The 24,250-nt window shown below is 70.5% G+C and carries 10 protein-coding genes; 1 reads left to right on the top strand and 9 read right to left on the bottom strand.

The features are described from left to right. Positions 1-37 precede the first annotated feature (37 nt). Genes ACOJUJ_RS13390 through ACOJUJ_RS13380 form a run of 3 tightly spaced genes read right to left on the bottom strand, consistent with a single transcriptional unit; the run spans position 38 to position 14,423 of the window. On the bottom strand, positions 38-8,551 hold the full coding sequence (locus tag ACOJUJ_RS13390; RefSeq protein WP_420127387.1) for an amino acid adenylation domain-containing protein: 8,514 nt from the start codon (positions 8,549-8,551) through the stop codon (positions 38-40). Then, a complete protein-coding gene (locus ACOJUJ_RS13385) occupies positions 8,548-13,278 on the bottom strand; it encodes a beta-ketoacyl synthase N-terminal-like domain-containing protein (RefSeq protein ID WP_420127386.1) in 4,731 nt (1,576 codons plus the stop codon). Before ACOJUJ_RS13385 ends, ACOJUJ_RS13390 begins: the two co-directional genes overlap by 4 nt. Further along, positions 13,275-14,423, bottom strand: coding sequence for a non-ribosomal peptide synthetase (locus ACOJUJ_RS13380; RefSeq protein WP_420127385.1), 1,149 nt, complete (start codon positions 14,421-14,423; stop codon positions 13,275-13,277). Before ACOJUJ_RS13380 ends, ACOJUJ_RS13385 begins: the two co-directional genes overlap by 4 nt. 1,196 nt (positions 14,424-15,619) lie before the next feature. Between ACOJUJ_RS13380 and ACOJUJ_RS13375 the strand changes: the two genes are divergently transcribed. Next, positions 15,620-16,057 carry an OsmC family protein gene (locus tag ACOJUJ_RS13375; protein ID WP_420127384.1) on the top strand — a complete coding sequence of 146 codons (438 nt, stop codon included), beginning with the start codon at positions 15,620-15,622 and terminating at the stop codon, positions 16,055-16,057. A gap of 45 nt (positions 16,058-16,102) precedes the next feature. On the opposite strand, the gene ACOJUJ_RS13370 is transcribed toward ACOJUJ_RS13375, so the two are convergent. From ACOJUJ_RS13370 to ACOJUJ_RS13345, 6 genes are all read right to left on the bottom strand, one after another. Further along, positions 16,103-20,218, bottom strand: coding sequence for an NACHT domain-containing protein (locus ACOJUJ_RS13370; RefSeq protein WP_420127383.1), 4,116 nt, complete (start codon positions 20,216-20,218; stop codon positions 16,103-16,105). Between the two features lie 281 nt (positions 20,219-20,499). Then, positions 20,500-21,009 carry a GNAT family N-acetyltransferase gene (locus ACOJUJ_RS13365; RefSeq protein ID WP_420127382.1) on the bottom strand — a complete coding sequence of 170 codons (510 nt, stop codon included), beginning with the start codon at positions 21,007-21,009 and terminating at the stop codon, positions 20,500-20,502. Between the two features lie 14 nt (positions 21,010-21,023). Continuing rightward, positions 21,024-21,761 (bottom strand): dihydrofolate reductase family protein, encoded by a 738-nt coding sequence (locus tag ACOJUJ_RS13360; protein ID WP_420127381.1) that lies wholly within the window; start codon positions 21,759-21,761, stop codon positions 21,024-21,026. 241 nt (positions 21,762-22,002) lie between these two features. After that, positions 22,003-23,097 carry a TIR domain-containing protein gene (locus ACOJUJ_RS13355; RefSeq protein ID WP_420127380.1) on the bottom strand — a complete coding sequence of 365 codons (1,095 nt, stop codon included), beginning with the start codon at positions 23,095-23,097 and terminating at the stop codon, positions 22,003-22,005. Then, the gene (locus ACOJUJ_RS13350) at positions 23,098-23,241 is read right to left on the bottom strand and encodes a hypothetical protein (RefSeq protein WP_420127379.1); all 144 of its coding nucleotides are present in this window, start codon (positions 23,239-23,241) and stop codon (positions 23,098-23,100) included. Further along, on the bottom strand, positions 23,238-24,242 hold the full coding sequence (locus ACOJUJ_RS13345) for an aldo/keto reductase (protein ID WP_420127378.1): 1,005 nt from the start codon (positions 24,240-24,242) through the stop codon (positions 23,238-23,240). Before ACOJUJ_RS13345 ends, ACOJUJ_RS13350 begins: the two co-directional genes overlap by 4 nt. Positions 24,243-24,250 lie beyond the last annotated feature (8 nt).

The raw sequence follows: 24,250 nt of genomic DNA, 5'->3' as shown, positions 1-24,250 counted from the left end.
GTGTTTTCGTCGCTCGGGCTGGTGTCGCGGGGTCGCCTCACGCTCGTGCGGCCTCCGCCAGGGACTGGAGGGCCACGAAGGGGAGGAAAAGCCGCTCGACGCGCTGCCGCTCCATGAAGCGCAGCAGCTCGGCGGGGTCGCGGCGCAGGGCGTCGTCCACCAGCACCAGCGTGCCACCCGATGACAGCGTGGTCGCGATCTCCTGGAACGACACGTCGAAGCTGAGCGACGAGAACTGCAGCGTGTGGCGCGGTTCCGACCCGTCCTCCAGGTGCCACGCCACCAGGTTCACCAGCGCGGCGTGCGGCATCGCCACTCCCTTGGGCGTGCCCGTCGATCCGGACGTGTACAGCACAAACGCCAGGTTCGCGGGGCCGGCGCCAGAGGCAGGGTTCTCCACGCATGCGCCATCGATCTCCGACCCAAGGACGTCCACATCCAGCACCCGCACGCCGTCCAGCGGGGGGAGCGCGGGGCGCAGGCTCTCCTGCGTCAGCAGCACGGGGACGGCGGAATCCGCGGCCATAAAGGCCAGGCGCGCCGCCGGGTAGGTGGGGTCCAGCGGCACGTACGCGCCCCCGGCTTTGAGCACGGCCAGCAGCGAGACGATCATCCCGATCCCGCGCTCCAGGCAGATCCCCACCCGCACCTCCGGGCCGATCCCCAGCGCCATCAGCCGATGCGCCAGGCCGTTCGCCCGCGCGTTCAGCTGCGCGTACGTGAGCGAATGCGCGCCATGCACCACCGCCACGGCATCCGGTGTCCGCTCCGCCTGCGCCTCGAACAGGTGGTGCACGCATGATTCCGCCGGATACGCAGTGTCGGTGCGGTTCCACTCGTCCAGCACCAGGCGGCGTTCCTCCTCGCCCAACAGTTCCAGCCGCGACAGGCGCACGTCCGGATCATCCACCACCTGCTCCAGCACGCGGCGCAGGTGCTCCACCATCCGCAGAATCGTCGCGCGCTCGAACAGGTCGGTGCTGTATTCCAGCGACCCGCTCAGCCCCTCGGCGTGCGCGGTGACGCCCAGCGACAGGTCGAACTTGCTGGTTTCCGTCCCCCCGATGAAGCGCCGCAGCGTCACGCCGGGCAGCTGCAGCCCGCCGGGATCGCCACTCCCCTGGATGAGCATCACCTGAAAGAGCGGCGAGTGGCCCAGCGAACGCTCCGGCTGCAGCACCTCCACCAGCCGCTCGAAGGGGATGTCCTGGTGATCGTAGGCGCCCAGCGCGACCTCGCGGACGCGGCGCAGCACCTCGCGGAAGCCGGGATCACCGGACAGGTCCGTGCGCAGGACCAGCGTGTTGGTAAAGAAGCCGATCAGCCCGTCCACCTCGTGACGCGTGCGGCCGGTGATGGGGCTGCCCACGACGACGTCGTCGCTGCCGCTGTACCTGGACAGCAGCACCTGCAGCACGCCCAGCAGCACCATGAACAGCGTGGCACCCTCCGCGCGGCCCAGGGCTTCCAGGCGGCCCAGCAACGCGGCCGAAAACTCGAAGGGCTCGCTGGCGCCGCGGTGCGACTGCAGCGCGGAACGCGGGTGGTCCGCGGGAAGCTCCAGCACGGCCGGCGCGCCCGCCAGGCGCTCCTTCCAGTACGCCAGCTGCCGGTCCAGCGTCTCCCCCGCCAACTGCTCCCGCTGCCACACGGCGTAATCCGCGTACTGCACCGCCGGCTCGGGGAGGGACGATTCGACGCCCTCCACCACAGCCGTGTAGTGCGCCGACAGCTCGCGGAAGAGCACGCCCAGGCTCCACTCGTCGCTCACGGCGTGGTGCATGGAAACCAGCAGCACGTGATCCTGCACGCCCAGCCGCAGCAGCCGCGCGCGAAACAGGGGGCCCGTGGCGAGGTCGAACGGCCGCGCCGCCTCCTCCGCCGTGCGGCGCATCGCCTCCGCCTCGCCCGCGCCGGACAGGTCTTCCATGGGAAGGTGGAAGCCGTCGAAGGGCTGGATGGCCAGCAGCGGCGCGCCATCCCGCTCGCGGAACACCGTCCGCAGCACCTCGTGCCGGCGGACGATCTCGCCCAGTGCCCGTTCCAGCGCCCGTGCGTCCAGCCGCCCCTCCAGCCGCAGCGCGAGGGGAACGTTGTAGAAGGCGCTCTCCGGCTGCAGGCGATCCAGGAACCAGAGCCGTTCCTGCGCAAAGGAAAGCGGCAGCGCGCCGTGCCGATCCACTGGCACCACCGGCGGGAGCGGCGGCAGCCCGGCGCGGCGCTGCGCCTCCACGTCAGCCGCCAGCTCCGCCAGCGTGGGCGCGGTAAAGAAGGCGCTCAGCGGCAGCCGCACGCCCAGCAGCTCCTGGATGCGGGCGACGACGACGGTGGCGAGCAGCGAGTGCCCGCCCAGGTGAAAGAAGTTGTCCGCGCCGCCCACGTGCTCCACCCGCAGCACGTCCGCCCAGATCCCCGCCAGCACCTCCTCCACCGGCGTGCGCGCCTCCACGGGCCGCTCCTCCGCCGGCGCTGGATCCGGCGCGGGGAGCGCCCGACGGTCCACCTTGCCGCTGGGCGTCAGCGGCAGCGCATCCAGCCGCACGAACGCGCCGGGCACCATGTAGTCCGGCAGCGTGCCGCGCAGGTGCGCCCGCAGCGCCTCCGCCGATGCGCCGCCCACGACGTAGGCCACCAGCCGCGTGTCTGCGCCACCATCCACGCGCGCCACCACGGCGCAGGCGGCCACGTCCCGGTGCCGGCGCAGCGCGGACTCGATCTCTCCCGGCTCCACGCGAAAGCCGCGCACCTTTACCTGCTGGTCCAGCCGCCCCAGATACTCCAGCGTGCCATCCCCACGCCAGCGCACGCGGTCGCCGGTGCGGTACATCCGCCCGCTCCACTCCGCGCCGAACGGATCGGGGACGAAGCGCTCCGCCGTCAGCGCGGGGCGGCCCAAGTAGCCGCGCGCCAGGCCGCGCCCGGCGAGGAACAGCTCGCCCGCGACGCCCGCGGGGACGGGGCGCAGCGCGGGGTCCAGCACGTACGCGCGCGAGTTGGGCAGCGGCCGCCCGATGCTGGCGGGCGCACCCGCGCGGCGCAGCGCGAAGGTGCTGAACGTGGTGTCCTCCGACGGCCCGTACAGGTCCCAGACGCGCTCCACGCCGCGCGCGTACAGGGCGTCCACCAGCTCCGCCGCCAGTGGCTCGCCGCCCAGGCAGACCGTGCGCACGCCGGCGGGAAGGCCGTCCGTGCGCAGCAGCGCGGCCATGGCGGAGGGAACGGTGTCCACCAGCCGCACCTGGTCGGCGGCGGGGGCGGCCGACAGCGCCAGCGCGTTCTCCACCAGGACCACGCGGCCGCCACGGGTGAGCGGCGCGAACAGCTCGAACACCGACATGTCGAAGCAGATGGAGGTGGACGCCAGCATGCCGCCCAGCTCCTCGTCGGCAAAGACGCTCCACGCCCAGGCCAGCATGGCCGCGGCGCTGCCGTGCTCGATGGCCACGCCCTTGGGGACGCCCGTACTCCCCGATGTGTAGATGAGGTACGCCAGCCCCCGCGGATGCGCCCCGCCGTCGATATCCTCCGCCGTCTCCCGCGCGATCTCCGCCGCGTCCGCATCCACGTCCACCACCCTCACGCCCGTGTCCGCGGGGACCGCGCCCCCCGCCGCGCCGCGCGTGACCAGGACGGTCATCCCCGAATCCGCCTGCATGAAGGCCAGCCGCTCCGCGGGCCAGGCGGGGTCCAGCGGCACGTACGCGCCACCCGTCTTGAGCACGCCCAGCATGCCGACCACCATCTCCACCCCGCGCGGCATGCAGATGCCCACGCGCGTCTCCGGCCCCACACCCAGCCGCCGCAGGTGGCGCGCGAGGCGGTTGGCGCGCGCGTTCAGCGCGCCGTAGCCCAGCGCCTCCGCCTGGTGCACCAGCGCCAGGGCGTTGGGCGTGCGGGCGGCCTGCGCCTCGAACAATTGGTGGATGCAGCGGTCCACCGGATACGGAGCGTCCGCGCCGCTCCACGCGTGCAGAAGCTGGTGCCGCTCCGCGCCGTCCAGCAGCTCCAGTTCGGACACGCGCGGATCCGCATCCGCCACCTGCTCCAGCACGCGCCCGAAGTGCCGTAGCATCCGCTCGATGCTTTCGCGCTCCCACAGGTCCGTGGCGTAGGTCATCCCCCCGCCCAGCGCACCGCCGTCCGCCGCCAGCATCAGCGACAGGTCGAACATGGTGTTGGTGATCTCTGCCTCCACCGGCTCCGCGCGCAGCCCGTGCAGCTCCCCCCCGGACACGTCGGTGTTCTGCAGGGCGAACATCGCCTGGAACAGGGGCGAGTGGCCCAGCGAGCGCTCCGGCTGCAGTTCCGCCACCAGCCGCTCGAAGGGGAGCGCCTGGTGCTCGTACGCGCCCAGCGTGGCCTCGCGCACCCGCCGCAGCACCTCGTGAAAGGTGGGATCGCCCTCCAGCTCCGTCCGCACGACGACGGTGTTGACGAAGAAGCCGATCAGCCCCTCCGTCTCCGGCCGCGTGCGCCCGGCGACGGGGCTTCCCACCACCACGTCGCCGCTCCCCGCGTACTTGGAGAGCAGGACGGAAAACGCGGCCAGCAGCACCATGTACAGGCTGGCGCCCTCGCCCCGCGCCAGCGCCTCCAGCCGCGGAAGGAGTTCGTCCGGCAGCTTCACGGGGACGTACGCGCCCCGGTGCGACTGCACGGCGGGACGGGGATGGTCGATGGGAAGCTCCAGCAGCGCCGGCGCGCCCGCCATCCGCTCGCGCCAGTACGCCAGGTGCCGCTCCAGCGCCTTGCCGCGCAACTGCTCGCGCTCCCATACGGCGTGGTCGGCGTACTGCACCGGCAGCTCAGGGAGCGGCGATTCCGCGCCCTGGCGATACGCGCCGTAGAGCGCGGCCAGCTCGCGGAAGAGGATGCCCAGGCTCCATCCGTCCGTGACCACGTGGTGCATGCAGATCAGCAGCACGTGGTCGTCGTCCGCCAGGCGAAGCAGGCGCGCGCGGAACAGGGGGCCGGCGGCCAGATCGAACGGGTGCGCCGCATCCTCTCCGGCGCGGCGGCGGACCTCTGCCTCGCGCCCGGCCTCATCCATCGACGCCAGGTCATCCACCGGGAGCAGGAAGCCGGCGAAGGGGGTGATCACCTGCACGGGCGCGCCCTCCCGCTCCGCGAACACCGTCCGCAGCGCCTCGTGCCGTCGGACGATCTCGCCCACGGCGCGCTGCAGCGCGTCCACGTCCAGCGCGCCGCGCAGGCGGACGCCCATCGGCACGTTGTAGACGGCGCCGCCGGGCTGCAGCCGGTCCACCAGCCAGAGCCGCTCCTGCGCAAAGGAAAGGGGAAGCGCGTCCCCCCGCTGCGCCCGGACGACGGGCGCCAGCTCCGCCACCTCCGCGCCCCGCAACGCGTCCACCGCCTCCGCCAGCCGCGCCAGCGTGGACGCCTCGAACAGCGCGCGCACCGTCGGCTCCACGCCAAAAACGGCGCGGACGCGGGAGATCACCCGCGTGGCCAGCAGCGAGTGGCCGCCCAGGGCGAAGAAGTCGGCGTCCGCGCTCACCCGCTCCAGTTGCAGCACCTCCGCCCAGATCCCCGCCAGCACCTCCTCCGTGGACGTCCGCGGGGCGACAAAGTGCGCGGCGGCGTACTCCGGCTCCGGGAGCGCGCGGCGGTCGATCTTGCCGTTAGCCGTCAGCGGCAGGCGTTCCAGCACCACGAAGGCGGCGGGGATCATGTAGTCCGGCAGCGTGCGATGCAGGTGGGCGCGCAGCCCGTCCGCATCCCCCCGCCCCGCCACGTACGCCACCAGCCGCGCGCCGCCGGACCCGTCCTCGCGCGGCATGACGACGCAGTCCGCCACGCCCTCCATCCCCCGCAGCGCCGCCTCGATCTCGCCCGTCTCGATGCGGAAGCCGCGGATCTTCACCTGTCCGTCCAGCCGCCCCAGGTACTCCAGCGTGCCGTCCGCCCGCCACCGCGCCCGGTCGCCCGTGCGGTACATCCGCGCCCCGGGGTCCGCGGCGAAGGGGTCGGGGACGAAGCGCTCCGCCGTCAGCGCGGGGCGGCCCAGGTAGCCGCGCGCCACGCCGTCGCCGCCCACGTACAGCTCGCCCGGAACGCCGGCCGGCAGCGGCTGCAGCCCGGCGCCCAGCACGAACGCCGATGAGTTCGCGACAGGCCGGCCGATCGGCACGCTGGCCGCTTCCGGCGGCACCAGCCGCAGCGCATGCGAGGTGCTGAAGGCGGTGTTCTCCGTGGGGCCGTACGCGTTCACCAGCCGCTCCGGCGCTCCCGCCTGCAGCACCGCCCGAATCGCGGACGCGTCCGCTGCCTCGCCGCCGAACAGCGCCGCGCGCAGCGTGCGGAAGGCGTCCGGAACCTCTCGCGCCACCTGGTTGAAGAGCGCCGTGGTGAGCAGGAGGATGGTGATGCCGTCCGTGCGTAGCGTCTCCGCCAGCCGCTCGGGGGCCAGGATCGTTTCGCGGGGGATGATGACGAGCGCCGCGCCGTTCAACAGCGCGCCCCACACCTCGAACGTCGCCGCGTCGAACGACGGGGTGGAGGATTGCCCCACCCGGTCCGCCGGGCCTATGCGCACGGTGTCCGTCTCCCGCACCAGCCGCACGACGCCGCGGTGCTCGACCCCCACGCCCTTGGGCGTTCCCGTGCTGCCGGAAGTGTAGATGACGTGCGCCAGGCTCCGAGACCCGGCCGGGACGCCGGGGTTCTCCGTGGATTCCGCCGCGATCCGCGCCGCGTCGCCGTCCACGCGGATGACGGGCACGCCCGGCGGGACGGGCAGCGCGGCGCGCAGCGAATCCTGCGTCACCACCGCCGCCACGCCGCTGTCCGCCAGCATAAAGGCCAGCCGCTCGGCGGGATAGGCGGGCTCCAGCGGGACGTACGCCGCGCCGGCCTTGAGCACGGCCAGCATCGCCACCACCATCTCCACCCCCCGCTCCACGCAGATCCCCACCCGCGCCTCCGGCTTCACCCCCGCCGCGCGGAGGTGGTGCGCCAGCCGGTTCGCCCGCTGGTTCAGCGTGTGGTAATCCACCGATTCGCCGCCAAAGACGACCGCGAGGGCATCCGGTGTCCGCGCCGCGTGTTCTTCGAACAGGGCCGGAATCGCCTGCGCCGGATACGCCGTAGCCGCGCCCGTCCCGTCCTGCACCACCCGCCGCCGCTCGGCCGCGTCCATCAGCTCCAGCCGGGACGGGCGGACGTCGGGGTCGCGGGCGATCGCCTCCAGCACCGCGCGCAGGTGGATCGCCATCCGCTCGACGGTGCCGCGGGCAAAGAGGTCGGTGCTGTACTCCAGGATCGCGCCCAGCCCCTCCGGCCGGGCTTCCATCGCCAGGGCCAGGTCGAACTTGGCGGTCGCGATCTCCACGTCCAGCGGCAGCGGCTCCATCCCGCCGGCCTCTTCGCCCCCGGGCAGCGCGTTCTCCAGCGAGAACATCACCTGCACCACGGGGGCGTAGCGCGGCGACCGCTCCGGCCGCAGCTCCGCCACCACCCGCTCGAACGGCACCTCGCCGTGCGCGTACGCGCCCAGCGCCGCCTCGCGCACCCGCCGCAGCACCTCGCGGAACGGCGGATTGCCGGACAGGTCCGTGCGCAGCGCCACCGTATTGACGAAGAAGCCCACCAGTTCCTCCAGCTCACGCCGGCCGCGCCCCGCCACCGGGCTGCCGACCACGATGTCGTCGCTGCTGGAGTAGATGGAAAGCAGCAGCTGGAAGGCGCCCAGCAGCGTCATGTGCAGCGTGGCGCCCTCGCGGCGCGCCATCGCCTCCAGCCGCTCGCGCAACCCGTCGCCAAGCTGCAGCGGGACGCTTCCGCCACGGTACGTCTGCGCGGCGGGGCGCGGCCGATCCGTGGGCAGCTCCAGCAGCGGCGGGGCGCCGGCCAGCCGCTCGCGCCAGTACGCCAGCTGCCGCTGCAGCGCGTCGCCGCGCAGCGTCTCGCGCTGGCGCGCGGCGTAGTCGGCGTACTGGAACGCGGGCTCCGCCAGCGGCGACGGGAGACCCTCGCGGTACGCCGCGTACAGCGCCGCGATCTCGCGCCCGATCACCCCGATGCTCCACCCGTCGGCGACGATGTGGTGCATGCACAGCAGCAGCACGTGCTCGTCCAGGCCCATCCGCAGCAGCCGCGCGCGAAAGAGCGGCCCCGTGTCCAGGTCGAACGGCCGCGCCAGTTCTTCGCTGACCACTTCCCGCAGCCGCGCGGGGCCCGCGCCGCCGTGGTCCTCCACCCGCAGCACGAAGCCGCTGAAGGGGGTGATGACCTGCACCGGGCCGCCGTCCTCTTCGGCGAAGACGGTGCGCAGCGCCTCGTGCCGCCGCACCAGCTCGCCCACGGCGCGCTCCAGCGCCCGCGCGTCCAGCGCGCCGGGGATGCGGAGGCCCATCGGCAGGTTGTAGGCGGTGCCGGCGCCGTGCACCCGGTCCAGCAGCCACAGCCGTTCCTGCGCGAACGAGGCGGGGACGGTGCGGGTGCGGCGGATGCGCTCGGCCAGCACCTGGCGCAGCCGCTCCTGCTTTTCTTCGCGCGTCAGGGTGCCGGCGAGCGTGGTGGACGATGTCATGCGAACGTCCCGTTCTCCGGTTCCCCGGCAAGAAGGCGGTCCAGCGCATCGTCGGACAGCTCATCCAGCGACGCGAGCAACAGGTGCGGGCTGGCGGCCCCGCTCAGCACCAGGTCGCCGGGGCGATGCGGCGCGGCCTCGCCCAATCCGTCCAGCTCACCGCGCGCCTCGTCCTCGCTCATCCCCTCCACTTCCAGCAGGATGGCCTCCTGGATGAGCTCCGCCAGGCCGGTGATGGTGGGCGCCTCGAAGATGGCGGGGAGCGGCAGCTCCACCTCGAACAGGTCGCGCACGCGTGAGACCAGCTGCATCGCCAGCAGCGAGTGCCCGCCCAGCTGAAAGAAGTCGTCGCGCGCCCCGATCTCTCCGATGCCGAACAGGTCACGCCACACCCCGGCCAGGCCCTCCTCCGCCGGCCCCGACGGAGCCTGGAACTCGCTCCCCAGCTGCGGGCGCGGGTGCATCTGCGCCTCCTCCCCCTCCTCACGCGCGGCGGCGGGTGCGGGACGCGCGCCCATTTTCGCCGGATCGCGGGGGGTGACGATGACAAGCGGCTCCCCCGCCAGCGCGGCCAGCCGCCCGAAGGCGCGCACGCCGTCCGCGGGAAGGATCCCCTCCCCCGCGGCGTCGCCGACGTCGCCGTCCACACGCCAGCGGTCCCAGGCCGCGCTGGTCCACCGCGCGCCCTCCGCCACCGCCCGCTGCGCGAACGCGTCTACCAGCGCGTACGCCGCGGCGGCCGCACCCACTCCGGTGCCGACGGACGCGGGAACCACGGAACTCTGCAGGAGGACGAAATCCAGGGCCACGCCCTCCGTCGCCGCCCGCAGCGCGGACAGCTCGCGGTGGAGGCGCGCCATCTCCGCGCCCGCGTCGTCCGCCGCCGTCGCCAGCGGCGCGTATCCCGCGGCCGCGCCCACGCCCGGCGCGTGGACGATGCCATCCAGCCCGCCGAGTTCGTCGCGGGCGCGATCCAGCGCAGCCCGCAGCGCCTGCGCGTCGTCCAGGGGCGCGCGCAGCAGGAGGGGGGCGACGCCGCGATCCTCCGCCGCGCGCAGCCAGGCGACGGTGTGCACCAGCGGATCCAGGCGCGACGCGGCGGACGCCAGGTGCGCGTCCCACTCCGCACGCTCCGGCAGCGCCGGATCCACCATCAGCGCCACACGGGAGCGCAGCGCGAGGGCCAGGTGCTCCATCAGCACCCATCCCGCCGAAGTCAGGGCGCCGGAGAACAGGTAGACGCCGCCCTCCCGCAGACCAGCCTCCGCCTCCGTCGGTCGCGCCGCCTGCCAGCCGCGCACCCAGCGCGCGGCGCCGCGGAGCGCGACGACATCCTCCGTTGCGTCCGCCGTCACCTCCGCCAGCAGCTGGTCCGCCAGGCGCTCTTCCCCACCGCGGCGCGGGCGGACGTCCACCGTGCGGCAGACGACGTGCGGATGCTCGCGCGGAAGGACGGCGCAGGCGCCCAGCACCGTGGCGCGCAGGGGGGATGCGGACTCGCCGCCGGCCACGTCGCGCACGCCCTCCGTCACCACCGTCACCCGCAGCGGATCGGCGGAGTCGCGCGCGAACGCGGCCGCCAGCGCGGCCACGCTGCCGTAGCCCCGCGCCTGCGCCCGCTCCGCCGCGTCCGCCCCGTCGTCATCCTCCCCGCCGATCCCCCACGTCTGCACCACGTGGCCGGGGCGCGCGCCGGAGGCGTCCAGCGCCTCGCGCAGGGCGGCCAGGTCCGTCGCGGAGCCCGGCCTCACGCGCCAGCCGCCGTCCTCCCCGCGCCCGAAGCGCTCTCCCGGCTCCGCAACGGTGACGGTGTGCCCCCGCGCCCGCAGCCGCGCCGCCAGCCGCGCGCCGATCCCGGCGCCGTCCGCCAGCACCAGCCACGGCGCCGCCTCCGCGTTCCGTGACGCGGGGAGAGGCGCACGGCGCCAGGCCGGGACGTGCAGCGGGTCCGCGGGATCCGCCCCGCGCGTCGCGAACGTCGCGGCGAGGGTGGACGAGGGACGCTCGATCCAGTGCCGCCGGCGCTCGAACGGGTAGGTGGGGAGCGGAACGCGCCGCGGCCGCGCGTGCGCGTGCACGGCCTCCCAATCCACCGGCACCCCCGCCGCCCACAGCCGCCCCGCCGCGCCCAGCACGTGCGCGGTATCCCCCTGCCGCTCGTACGCGTGCCGCATGGACGCGACGACCACGGGGGCTTCGTCGCCCCACACCGTCAGCTGGGACGCGAGCATCCGCAGCCCGTGGCCAGGACCCGTCTCCAGCAGCACGCGGATGCCGGCGGCCGCCATCGTCTCCACGCCGTCGGAAAAGCGGACGGTGCTGCAAAGGTGGCGCGACCAGTACGACGGATCGGTAGCCTGCGCGGCGGTGATCCATCGCCCGGTGACGCTGGAGGCGAACGGGAGCTCCGGCTCGTGCAGCGTCATCCCGCGCAGCAGGCCGGACAGGCGCGCCGCCACCGGCTCCATCATCGGCGAATGGAAGGCGTGCTGCAGGGGAAGGCGGCGCCAGACGATGCCGCGGGCCTCCATCTCCGCCTGCACCGACTCCAGGTCCTCCACCGGCCCGGAAAAGACCGTGATGGACGGCCCGTTCAGCGCGCCGATGGACAGGCCGCCGCGCAGGTACGCGCTCGCCTCTTCCGGCGGCAGGTTGACGCCCATCATCCCCCCCGGCGGCATCTCCGCCACCAGGCGCGCGCGCTCCGCCGTAAGGGCCAGCGCGTCTTCCAGCGACCACACGCCCGCCACCGTCGCGGCGACGTACTCGCCCAGGGAGTGGCCCACCATCGCCGCGGGCTGGATCCCCCACGCCATCCACATCTTCGCCAGAGCATACTCGGTGACGAAGAGCGCAGGCTGCGCCACGCGGGTGGCGTTCAGCCGCTCGCCGGGATCGTCCGGGGCGGCGCCGGCGCGGCCCAGCATCGCCCGCAGGTCGATGGACTGCGCCGCGCTCTCCCCCTCCGCAGGCGCGTCGCCGGGATACAGGACCTCGCGCAGGTCCAGCCCCAGGATGGGCCGCAGGATCTCCGCGCATCGGTCCACCGTCTGCCGAAAGACGGGCTCGGATTGATAGAGCCCGCTTCCCATCCCCGGGTAGTGGCTCCCCAGGCCGGGAAAGAGAAAGCCGACCGGCCGCGCCCCGCCCGGCGCGACGCCGCCCAGGACGCGGTCCGCGGCGCGCACCTCCAGCGCGTCCGCCGCCTCCGCGCCGGTGCGGGCGACCACGGCGCGGCGATGCTCCCACGCCTTGCGGCCGGCCTGCAGCGTCCAGGCGACGTCGCACAGCGGCTGCTCCGGGTGCGCGCGCAGGTGCGCCGCCAGCCGGTCCGTGGCCGCCTCCAGCGCCGCGGGCGTGCGGGCGGAGAGGGTCAGCAGTTGCCAGGGACGCGTGGGCGCGGAGGGACGCGGCGTGGGCGCCTGCTCCAGCACCACGTGCGCGTTCGTCCCGCCGATGCCGAACGAGGAGACGCCTGCCCGGCGCGGCGCCCCGCCCTCGCCCCGCCAGGGACGCAGCTCGGTGTTGACGAAGAAGGGGGATGCGGCGAAGTCGATTTGCGGGTTGGGCGCCGCGTAGTGCAGCGACGGGGGGATCTCGCCGCGCTCCACCACCAGCACCGCCTTGATGAGCCCGGTGGCGCCGGCCGCCGCGTCCAGGTGCCCCACGTTGGTCTTGACCGAGCCCAGCGCGCAGAACTGCCGGCGCCCCGTGTCGCCGAACGCCTGGGTGAGCGCGGCCACCTCGATCGGGTCGCCCAGCGCCGTACCGCTTCCGTGCGCCTCCACGTAGCCGATGGTGGCCGGATCCACGCCGCCCACGTCCAGCGCCTCCTCGATCACCGCCGCCTGCCCCTCCACGCTGGGGGCGGTGAATCCCACCTTCTGCGCGCCGTCGTTGTTGATGGCGCTGCCGCGGATGACCGCGCGGATGGTGTCGCCGTCCGCCAGCGCCTCGTCCAGCCGCTTGAGGACGACGAGCGCCACGCCGTCGCCGCCCACCAGCCCCGCGGCGTCGGCGCTAAAGGCGCGGCAGTGGCCATCCGGCGAGGCGATGCCGCCCGGCGTGTACGGGTAGCCCAGCTCGCCCACGCGGATGGACGCGCCGCCCGCGATGGCCACGTCGCACTCGCCCGCCAGGAGCGCCTGGCAGGCGACGTGGACGGCGACCAGGCCCGTGGAGCAGGCCGTGTGCACGTTGACGGCGGGGCCGCGCAGGTTCATCCGGTGCGCGGCGTGGGTGGCCAGGTAGTCGCGCCCGTTGGCCAGCCCCAGCTGGAACGCGCCCAGCGCCTCCACCAGGTCCGGCCGGGCAAAGACGTGGGACAGGTAGTCGTTGGACGGCGCGCCGGCGTACACGCCCACGGTGCCGGTGCCGGGCTCGTACCCGGCGTTCTCCAGCGCCTCCCAGGCAGTCTCCAGGAACACCCGGTGCTGCGGATCCATCACGTCCGCCTCGCGGGGCGTGAAGCCGAAAAAGCCGCTGTCGAAGCGGTCCGCGTCCTCGATCACCCCGCCCGCACCCACGTACGACGGGTCGGCGATGAGGCGTGGGTCCACGCCGGACGCCTCCAGCTCCTCGTCGCTGAAGAAGGTGATGGAGTGCACGCCGCGGCGCAGGTTGCTCCAGAACGCCTCCACGTCGCGCGCGCCCGGAAAGCGGCCCGCCATGCCGATGATCGCGATCGCGGACCCGCCGTCGTGCACCGTCTCTTGGCCGTCGCTCATCGGTCGTCTCCTCGGTTCGTTGGGTCGTCAGAACGCCGGCCGGCGCCGCGCCCGGCGGCCAGCGCCCGCCGCCTGGCCGCGCGCGCGCTCCCGCGCCGGGGTGCCGGGGCGGCGGTGGGCTCCGCGCCCAGGTGCTCGGACAGGGAAGCCACGGTGGGAAAGCGGAACAGGTCCACCACGGTCACCTGCCGGCCCATCCGCTCGCGGATGCGCGCCTGCAGCCGCAGCAGCAGCAGCGAGTGGCCGCCCAGCTCAAAAAAGCCGTGGTCGCGCCCCACCCGCTCCACGCGCAGCAGTTCCGCCCAGATCCCCGCCATCTCCTCCTCCACCGGCGAGCGGGGCGCCACGTAGCGCCCCTCCACCGGCGCCAGCTCCGGCGCGGGGAGCGCTGCGCGGTCCAGCTTGCCGCTGGGCGTAAGGGGCAGGCGGTCGAGGAAGACAAAGGCGCCGGGGACCATGTGCTCCGGCAGGGTGCGCCGCAGGTGGGCGCGCAGGTCGTCGGGATTTGCCTGGCCGGCCACGTACGCCACCAGCCGCCGGTCCCCGGGCGTGTCCTCGCGGGCGACGACGGCGCACTCGCGCACCTCGTCGCGCTCGCGCAGCACGGCCTCGATCTCGCCCGGCTCCACGCGGTAGCCGCGGATCTTTACCTGCTTGTCGCCGCGCCCCAGGAACTCCATCTCGCCGTCGGAGCGCCAGCGCGCGCGGTCGCCGGTGCCGTACAGGCGTGCGCCGGGGAGTGGGCTGAACGGGTTGGGGATAAAGCGCCCGGCGGTGAGCCCCGGCCGCCCCAGGTATCCGCGCGCCACCTGCACGCCGCCGATGTACAGCTCCCCCGCAACGCCGATCGGCACCGGCCGGAGCGTCCGGTCCAGCACGTAGACACGCATGTTGGGCACGGGGCGGCCGATCGGCGGCAGCAGCCCCCATTCGGACGAGCGGGCGGCCAGCGAGTACGACGTGGCGACGTGCGTCTCCGTGGGCCCGTAGTGGTTCTGCAGGCGGCACCCGGGCGCGGCGTCCAGCAGCGCGGCGATCTGCGGCGTGGCCACCAGCTGCTCGCCCGCCGTGATCACCTCGCGCAGCGCGAGCCCCTGCCCTTCTCCTGGGGAACGCCCGTCGTCGGGCGCGAATGGCGCGATCATCTGAACATCCGGTTCAGGGTGGATGACACAGGCGAATGATTCCCAACGACGACTGTACAGCCACAGCCCGCCGATCATCCTTGTTGACATTAAAAGTCGCAAATAGTTATTCAACAGGTGATGACTGATCCTCTCCCCGAATCAGTCGAGCAGAAAAAGGATTGACTAGACGGCCCTCCGTGGATTATCCAAGCCACCGATCAGCCAATTCACCTTCGGCAGTACTTAGATCATTCAGGGCCATTATACGATCTGCAACAAAGCCGTGTACCACCCCAGGTAAAGCTGCCGATCCAACAAGGGCTTCCGATCCCGTCGAAGCGCTGGAACCGGTAATTACGTCAGCAATTACTAACCTGAAGCACCCACGGAGGCAAGCCTTTTCCCTAGCTCACTACCCACACGAACGTGCTCAAAGCTACTGACTAACGCAGACGTTTACAATTTATTTCACGCCATCAATTTTTATTACGGTGTGCTGTAGCCGCGCGTATTCAGTCATTCGTGCATAGATCAAACACGTGAACTTCTCCCTTTGATTAGTTCGCAGGAGCAACGGAAGACCAATGTCTGAGTGATGGATGCCACCACGCAGAATATCCCGAGATGATCTTATGATGTACACTCCAACTGCTTCAACGCGCCCCTGATCATATGTGTCAAGCCTTATGAAATGCGGCGGGCGAAGACCGGCCCCGGAGCGGGAGGCTCCGCGCCGTTGTCTTCAAGCATCCACCGGTTGCGGGCGAGCCGCTACGCCTACTTGGAGCGACCGCGCAAAGGTCGCGGCGAGGATAAGGAACAGGCTGAGGCGGAGATCCAGGCCCCACGGTACCGCTTCACCCACCAATTGCGCGATCAGTCACCTGAAGGAGCGCCGCGCGGAATCCGAACCTGCACAACCATTCTCGCGCGACTGAAGGACCTCCTCTCCGCCATCGTGGGGCGTGCGTTCCCGCGGAGATCCGACCCCACGGCTCTGCTGGCAAGGTCCTTCTGTCGCCGCCATAGATCCTTCCAGGGCAAGGATTTTGTGTGGCGGCTGCCTCAGGATGACTGGTCGCGGCGATGACCGCCGTCCAATGCGGCCACGCGCGCGGGAGCGCCTTTTGCGCGCGGTTCCGCTCCGCCCGGCGCACCAGTCGTGGACCGCCGGGACGCGGAAAACCACCAGCCCATTACGGGGAGACGACGAGATGCTGAAGCGTAGAGGCAGTGCGGTGTGGCACGGGACGGGCGCCGAGGGCTCGGGCACGGTGAGCACCTTCAGCGGGGCGCTGAAGGACCAGCCGTATTCCACCTCCATGCGGTTCCAGAGCGAGGACGGGCGCGCGGGCACCAACCCCGAAGAGCTGATCGCCGCGGCGCACGCGGCGTGCTTCAACATGGCGCTCAGCTTTCAGCTCTCCGGCGCCGGCTTTCCCCCCGACGAGCTGAGCACCACCGCCGTCCTGACGATGGAGAGCGAGGGTGTGCACTGGACCATCACCGCCATCAAGCTGGAGCTGCGCGGCAAGGTACCCGGCGTCTCCGCCGAGCAGTTCCAGGAGCTCGCCGCCGCCGCCAAAGCCGGCTGCCCCGTCTCCAAGGTCCTGAACGCCGAGATCACCCTCGACGCCCAGCTCGCCTCGTAAGCGCCGCGTCCGCGCGCCCCGCCTCCGGGGCGCGCGGAACCGGGCTCACGGCTGCACGTCTCCCGTCGCTGTCAAGCCAGACGGGTCAGTCCAGCGCTGCTGGCGCGCGGCCTCCTGGACCTGGTACATCGTCTTGTGGAAGATGTCGGCCGCCGGATCGTCAACCTCCACCAAGCCTTCTAGCCTTAGCAGCGTCCGCAACGCGTCCTGCGGCGCGACTGCCATCGCACGGTGATCAAAAGACTCCAGCAGCTCTCGACGCACCAGCTGCGAGGCACCGTGAAAAGCGGCTTCCCATTCACCCAGACTACCACGGTAGGGACGTCGCCGAAGGCGTCCTCGCATCAGCAGAAATCGGATCTCGCTAGCCGTCCGGCCGAACGCGGAGCGTACGTAAACAGCCACCAGCACGAGCAGCGCAACACCGAAGCTGAGTATAAGGATGCCCGAAACGATTCCTAAGAAGAGCTCGGCCAGCCATTCCGGGACCAACCCCTCGAACAGCAGTCTTCCGAGAATGCTGAGACCAGCGTCAATCCCGCACAATATTCCGATTACAAGTCCTGCCACGCATACGAAGAGAACGATCTCCTTGATAATCAGGGCGATCCGGACGGGCACCCGCTTTCCCCGATGCGCTTTCCAGCGTTCGTCGAGCATCTCGCGGATCAGGATGAAGGCGATTGCCACGCAGAACAGGATCATGATACCGGCCAAGCCCCAGCCCACGTATTTCCCTGCCGGCGAACGGAACAGCACGAAAAAAGCCCCCCCGGTCGCGAAGACACACGCCCCGGCCGCCATCCACAATGCGGGCAAAAACGCCTCGCTGCTGGAGATCTTTCGAGATGAACCGGCACCAGGGTTCCATCCGTACGCAACCATGCGGAACAAAAGGCGATCTGCCGCGAGCAGAAGGAGGAGAGCTGCGGACGTGACAAGTACCGGGCCCGCCGCCTGAGCGAGCAAGCCCAGGCTGCCGAGCGAATCTGCCCAGGAGGGCTCCCCCGGGGCATCAAAGATCGTTGCGGACGGCCACGAGACGGCCAGCGCAATACCTACGGTGATCGCGTTAGCCGCTGCCACGCGCACCAGCAACGTCCAGCGCAGAACCGGCACCGTGAGAACGGCGGCGGTCCCCACGACCCCGATCCAGCCAACCCAGAGGAGCGCAGAGTTTACGCCGGCAAAAGCCGCGAACGAACCGAGCTTCGGAACCACCCTCATCCCGCCCGCGGCGAGTGCCCCGAGCACGATGACGACGAACATCAGGTGAAGGAGCAGGGCGAATACGACCTGCAGCCGACGGTGTGGCCGAAGGGCCGCCGTCTCCCAGAAGACTCGCAGCTTTCCAGGCAGCCGCAGGTTGAGCAGTTCCCACTCCAGCTCTTCCGAGAACGCGTGATCTATGCGATCACGGTCCAGAGGTGTGGAGACGAGTGCATGAATCGCCTGCGACCGCACCCAGTGCAGAGGTGAATCCCGAACGGGGTCGAGCACCGTCGCCGGGCACCAGTCGGCGATCTCGCGCCACGCGGAGAGCATACGTACCTGGGCCGCCGGCCGCCCGAAATCCAAAAGCCCCGTCATCGAGCCTTGAAGCGGCCGGCGCAGGCCCTCCGCCTCTGGTGACGAGGGGTTAAGCAGCGCGGATAACCGTGCGGCAAAGAGCACGTGGTCGCTCCACGTTGTTTCGCGTTCCAGTGACAGTGTGCGCAGACGCTTATGGCGGCCACGCAGGGTGTCGAGCCGTTTCTGGGCCGCATCCTTCCTTGCCTGCTGGGCCGGGCTATATGAGTAGCTGGCATACTCCCCAGCGGATTGTACGATATCTGGCTTAACTGCGTCGTACGCGCGCCGGGCTTTGGCGGCGTCCTTCTCCGCCCGGTCCACCAGCGGACGGAGGCGCGCAAAGTACCGTTCCGCCGGGCCGAGCGTATCCAGGACCACCTGAAGCGCCCCGTCATTGTGCCCGCCGATGGCGAAGTAGTTGAGCAGCGTCTCCTGCCAGCGAGGACTGGCAAGGCTTGCCGCCCAGTCGGGCTGCGGGGGATCCGGCAGGCGGAGGCGGCGGGCAACCAGGAACTCCTGCAGCCGGTGGTGGCGGAACTTGAGCAGCCGGGTCTCCGGATCCTCAACGACCAGGCCTCCCCCGACTGCGCGCTCCACGACCGTATCACCCACCCGCGCCTCCACGAAATCGCGCTCCATCACGACGGCACCGTCGCGGCTGAAGATCTCGTAGGCAAGGCCGGCCCAGGCGTCCACCGTTTCCCGGAGCAGCGCGTCGGACGACGCCTCGCGGCTACGCGCCAGCGCCCGGTCGGCGAGCGCGACGATGTGGTCCTCGAAGAGAGAAGCACGGCCGCGCGGCCACTCGCGGCGCTTGATGATGAACTCTATGGCCAGGGAAAGCGTGAGAGGGTTTCCGGCGTCCGAGCCGAGTTCGTCGGGCCGAAGAAGCCGCCGGGTGGCGGAACGCGGCGTCTGCACCTCGCCGCCCACCTCGAAGTGGCGGCCGAGCGTCTTGCGAAGAAACAGGCGGATGCGCGGCTCGTCGAAGGGCTTGATGACGAGCTGGCGATGTCCGAAGCTGGGATCGAAGTCGTTGGTCCTGCACGCGAACACGGTACGCGCGACGTACACGTACTCCGCGGCGAAGGTGGCCAGGGCCGCGGTCCGTGCGGCATAGTCACCGGACCGCGGCATCTCGTCCATCGCATCGAACACCACGACGATGGGAACCGAGATGGCGCCGAGGTTCAGCCGGCGGCGTAAACTGCTCACCCCCGCCGGAATGGACTGGCGGATGAGATCGATCACGGCTTCGCCGGGATTGCGATCGACGCGCTCGCGGAACGCACCCAGCTCCACGTAGATGGGAACGGGCGCACCCGGGATCGTCAGCGCGCGCTGCGCAAGCTGAATCACCAGTTCCCTGAGAGTGGTGCTCTTTCCCGATCCCGGCTCTCCGAGCAAGACCACCGGGTCCGGACGCGAGCCTAACTCCCGGAGCACGCTACGCACCGTCTTGGTCTGCAGGCCCACGGCGTCGGAGGCCATCATGCTCCCCGACGGGCGGGCGGCACCCATGACCCTGGCGACGGTGGGACGGATCTGCGGGAAGGAAACGACGTGTCCCCGCTCGCGTGGATATTCGCGCCACCCCGGAGACAGGTCGTCTTGCGGCTCCGCGGCCAGGTCGATGTACGGGTCGAAGGTTCCCGTGGACCAAGTGTGGTTCCGCTCGCGCATGGTCTCCACGAGTTTCTTCAGATACCCCCGCACGTCCCGCCGCCAGCCGGAAAAGCTGTCGTGCCCGACAAATCCCCCCACTCCGCCGCCGGCCGCTGCCGGCCCGTCCAAGGTGGTTTGCGCGTTGATCCGCTCGAACTGGGCGCGCGACACCGCGACAGTCGTCGCGCTCTCGAAGACCCGGAGAAGGTCAGGGTAGGTAAGGCGGCGGCCGGCAGGCTGACAGGCCACCTCCCAGACGTGCTGAAGGAGGCTTGGGACTACGCGTGTGGATTCCCACGGCGGCAGGTAGTGGAACCGGGCACCGTGGGTGATCGCGTGGTCCTTGATGGTCTGTTCGATGGCGTCTTGAAGGTCGCTTCCAGTATCCCAGTGGATTCGCCGGATCAGGCGTTCGCGCACGTCCTCGTCAGAGGCCAATCTCAGGAAGTCCGACAATACCGTCGCAAGGGCCTCGCGCTCGGCATCATTGGACGGAACCGGCCACGCCTGCGTGCCGAGAAAGTCTCTCAAGGGCCGCAGATCGGTGTCGGGACGGCGGCAGGCGTCCCACACATCCAGCCCTTTTTCGCCCTTGAACGGATTGCTGCGCTCCCGGCCGCGCCCGGCTGTGGTCAGAAAGTGGAACTGGAGATCTCGATCCGGGTTGCGGTGCAGGTGCTCCCAGCAATGAAAGATGGCTTCAGCGACGTCTTTGCTCGCGAGGGTGACGCTCCGGGAAAGGTCCTTGACCTGAACCGTCCTTCCTCCACCCGCTCTCAGCACGTCGAAGTCCTCGGCACCTTCGATGTATAGCTCTTCGCCCGGGCGCAGTTGAAACCAAGCCGCCAGCGTGCGCCAGATCTGGTACGAATACCCTCTGAGCGTGCTTACCGCCTGTCGCGCGGGGTCCGCGGCGAGCGGCAAGGTTGTGGAGGAGTCTGGTTGGTCCGCCATGGCGAGAATAGGAAACGTAACGAGCGCTGACGATGAGGGCGCAAGACCCACGTGCGGAGCGGGGATCCTCAAGATAGCGGGATCCCCAATCCCCGGGACAGTTCTTTCTGCGCCGCACGCTAGCCAACCGGCCCCGACGGAATGTGCCCCATTCGTGCTCCACTCCCGTGCCGCAGCGTGCACCGTCGCCTGAGGCGGAGTTCCCGGCTACCGCTGTGAAGCTGACACACGGGGCTACGATCGCCCCCCGCTCAGCCCGCGTCCCCCTCCACCTCGCGCGTCATTTCGATCATGGTGCGGCGGAAGCCGGCGCGGGCGAACAGGCGCTGCGCGTTCTCGTTGCGCTCCGCCGTGGAAAGCACCACGCGCGGGGCGCCGCGTGCCGCCAGCTCCGCCAGCGTGGCCTCCAGCAGCATCCGGCCGGTGCCCTGCGCGCGATGGGCGGGATCGACCACGATGTCGTACAGCACGCCCGCCGGCCCGCGCAGCGCCATGTAGTCGTTCCCCTCCACCCCCGCGTAGGTGTAGCCCAGCACCTCCCCGTCCCGCTCCGCCACCAGCATGACGACGTTCGGCTCCTGGAGCTGCGTCCCCAGAAACCCGGCGTACAGCCGCTCCGTCTCCGGCGTGGCCGGGATGAAGCGCAGCGGATCGAAGTCGTGGTGCACCCGCACCAGCAGCGCACCCAGCCGGCCCAGTACCGGAAGGTCCGCGGGCGCCGCGGGGCGGATGGTCGGGGCCGGAGCGTCGGAGGGCGGCACGAGACTGTCGGGGATCAGGATGCGGACGAGGCGCCGGCCGCCTCCACGCGGTAGCGCAGCCACACCACGTCGTCCGCGCGCCGCTCCACGGCTTCCAGCGCAAGGCGGCGCGGCGTCACGTCGGCGCCGTCGTCGTCGAAGAGCGTGGGGGTGCCCATGCGGCCGTCCGCCACCGGCGCCACCAGCACGCTCACCTCGTCGATCAGGCCGTCGCGCAGCATCCCGCCGTTGATCCGCCCGCCCCCCTCCAGCATCAGCGTCCGCACGCCGAAAGTCGCGCCGATCTTCTCCAGCGCCAGCGGCAGGTCCACGTCGCGCGCCCCGGCCAGCAGGTACGACACGCCGCGCTCGCGCAGCGACGCCAGGTACTCGTCCGACACGCGCTCGGAGAGGATCGCCACCACGTGGTCCCCGTCGATGTCGCCGTCCTCCCACGCCAGCTTGCCGCTGGCGTCGACGGCAAACGCGAACGACTCGTGCTCGCCGGGCGCGCGAAAGTCCTCGCGCGGCGGGCCGTGGTGCTGGCGCGCGACCTCCGCGTCGGAGCGCAGCCCCTGCGCAAAGTGCTGCTCCATCGTCACGCGCCCGCAGATCCATCCGTCGGGCTCATAGCTCTCGTGCACCAGCTCGTACTGCCGCCGGCCCTCTTCGGATTGCGGCCAGCCGTCCGTGACGATGCGCCCGTCCAGCGACGACATCATGTGGCAGATCACGCGCGGCCGGCGCGATTGGGCACGAACGCTGGCTATCACGGGTCCACCCTTCTGCTCGGACGGAAACCGCATTCCCACTGTGGCTCTAAGGCGTCGCTCGTTGCTACCGGGAACTCCTGCACGTCTGCCTCCTTATAGCGGCGTAAAAAAAATTGATCGACGTCGCCCGCCTCCACGAATCTGGCGCCGAGTCATTCCAATGGTTCGGGCTGTTCAGCGACTCGGCAAGGAGGCCGTGACTGCATTGCCGTACTCCGGCCGCTCATCGGACGAAGTTGCATCAAACTTCTACCTCAGCTTTCTCCCAGAAACGGCGCAGATGCGCAAGTGGCTCCTCCCAGAACACCTTTAAGTATCTATCGTGCACGCGAGAAGCACCTTTTTCAGCCGAGACCAGGGAAGAAGCAGCATCCAAGGCCCACCCCAGCGTCACATGGGCTGTAACGTCACAGCTGTCACGCAGGACCATGATCAGTTGTCTCGCCCCCCTATCATCGCTCCTGACCGCATGCGCAATGGCGGTGACTGCGTCAGCCTGAACGGACCGCGCAAACCAGCTCTCGTCCAGTTCACCACATGCAAACACGTAGTCGAAAAGGCTGGGTGGGTGAGCGCTGCGGTTTCCAGCAACCACAGTCGTAGCCTGCAGGGAGTTTATGAGCTTGGGGAGCAGGTGCCCCGATTCATCAGCGATCATACCAGAAGTCGAAAGCGCATCTACGATGAGGCTCTGTTCCGGCAACGTCAGGCGCTCCAGCCTTCGAATCATCACCGTGCGCGCCACTTCGGTCGTCATTGCTATGACACTGGCGAGGCACTTCGACAACGGGTCCGCGCGGTGGACCATGGGGGGAAAAGAGAGTGCAGGTACCGAAGCAATCTCTTGACGCACCGGTCTCTCGATTGCGCGGGATTCGAACAGCTGCCGCACCGCTGAGACGATGGCGGGAATACCCTTTGTGCTGGGAATACCGACCCTGTCTGCTAAGGTTGACGAATAACGACGGACATCGCCCCCGCTTACGCCATGCCATATCGGCAATATGAGCGTCCTTCCCTCATCGACTTCTCGCGCGAACATTCCGTCCAACTCGCGCTGCGGCCATTCTTTCAAGAAGAACGCATGGCTCAGGATCACTATACCATACTGACATTGATTCAGACCTTCGTCGATGGACCTCCGTAGCCGGTCACCTAGCTTGAGCGCGTACTCGTCGTACCACACCCTGAATGCATGATCACGAAGCGCCTCAGCCAAGGGGCGTGCAATGACATCCTTGTCCTCACCTGCATGCGAAATAAAGATGTCGACGGTCCTTGCCATGCAAACCCCAATATCTGCGAAGGCTGGATGTTTGAACTGAAGCCCCAGCATTTACGACGTACGTCGCTGGCTCCCCCGTAGCGCAGTCCACCAACCAGCTTGCGGCCAGCCGTCTGTGACGATGCGCCCGTCCAGCGACGACATCATGTGGCAGATCACGCGCGGGCGGCGCGCGGTCAGGGTCGAATCCGTCATCGGTCCACCGTCGCCATCTGCTTGGGATTGTAGCGCGGCCCGGCAATCCTGCCAGGCGCGAGGGCGTCATCCAGCGCGGCCATCTCCTCGCTCGTCAGCCGCACCTCCGCCGCGGCGACGTTCTCCTCCAGGTACGTCCGCCGCTTGGTCCCGGGGATGGGGACGATGTCGTCGCCCCGGTGCAGCAGCCAGGCGAGCGCGATCTGCCCCGGCGCCACTCCCTTCTCCGCCGCCAGTGCGCGCACCGATTCGGCCGCGCGCACGTTGGCGTCAAAGTTCTCACCCTGGTAGCGCGGGTCGCCGCGCCGGTAGTCGCCCTCCGGGTACGCCTCCGCGCGCTTCACGGCGCCGGTCAGAAAGCCGCGGCCCAGCGGCGCAAACGGCACCAGGCCAATCCCCAGCTCGCGCAGCAGCGGGATGATGGCCGGCTCCAGGTTGCGCTCCCACAGCGAATACTCGCTCTGCAGCGCGGAAATGGGATGCACGGCGTGCGCGCGGCGGATGCTCTGCTCGCCGGCCTCGGAAAGTCCCAGGTAGCGCACCTTTCCCTCGCGCACCAGCTCCGCCATCGCGCCGACCACGTCCTCGATCGGCACCGCGGGATCCACGCGGTGCTGATACAGGAGGTCGATCCGGTCCGTGGCCAGGCGGCGCAGCGATCCCTCCACCGCCTCGCGGACGTGCTCCGGGCGGCTGTCCAGCCCCGTCATCGCGCCGTTCTCGATCCGGAAGCCGAACTTGGTGGCGATGGTCACGCGGTCGCGCCCGCCCGGCAGCGTCCGCAGCGCGCGGGCCAGCAGTTCCTCGTTCACGTACGGCCCGTAGACCTCCGCCGTGTCCAGAAAGGTGCATCCCAGTTCCACGGCGCGGTGGATGGTGGCGATGGATTCGCCCTCGTCGCGCTCCTCCGCGGTGCCGTACGCCTGGCTCATCCCCATCAGCCCCAGGCCCAGCGCCGAGACGGTAAGGCCCTGCGTGCCCAGGGTGCGTGTCTGCAGCATGTCGGATG

It is taken from the genome of Longimicrobium sp. (assembly GCF_048594345.1).
Lineage (GTDB): Bacteria > Gemmatimonadota > Gemmatimonadetes > Longimicrobiales > Longimicrobiaceae > Longimicrobium.
The sequence above is the reverse complement of the archived record's forward strand: the minus strand, read 5'-3'. Positions and strand labels throughout refer to the sequence as shown.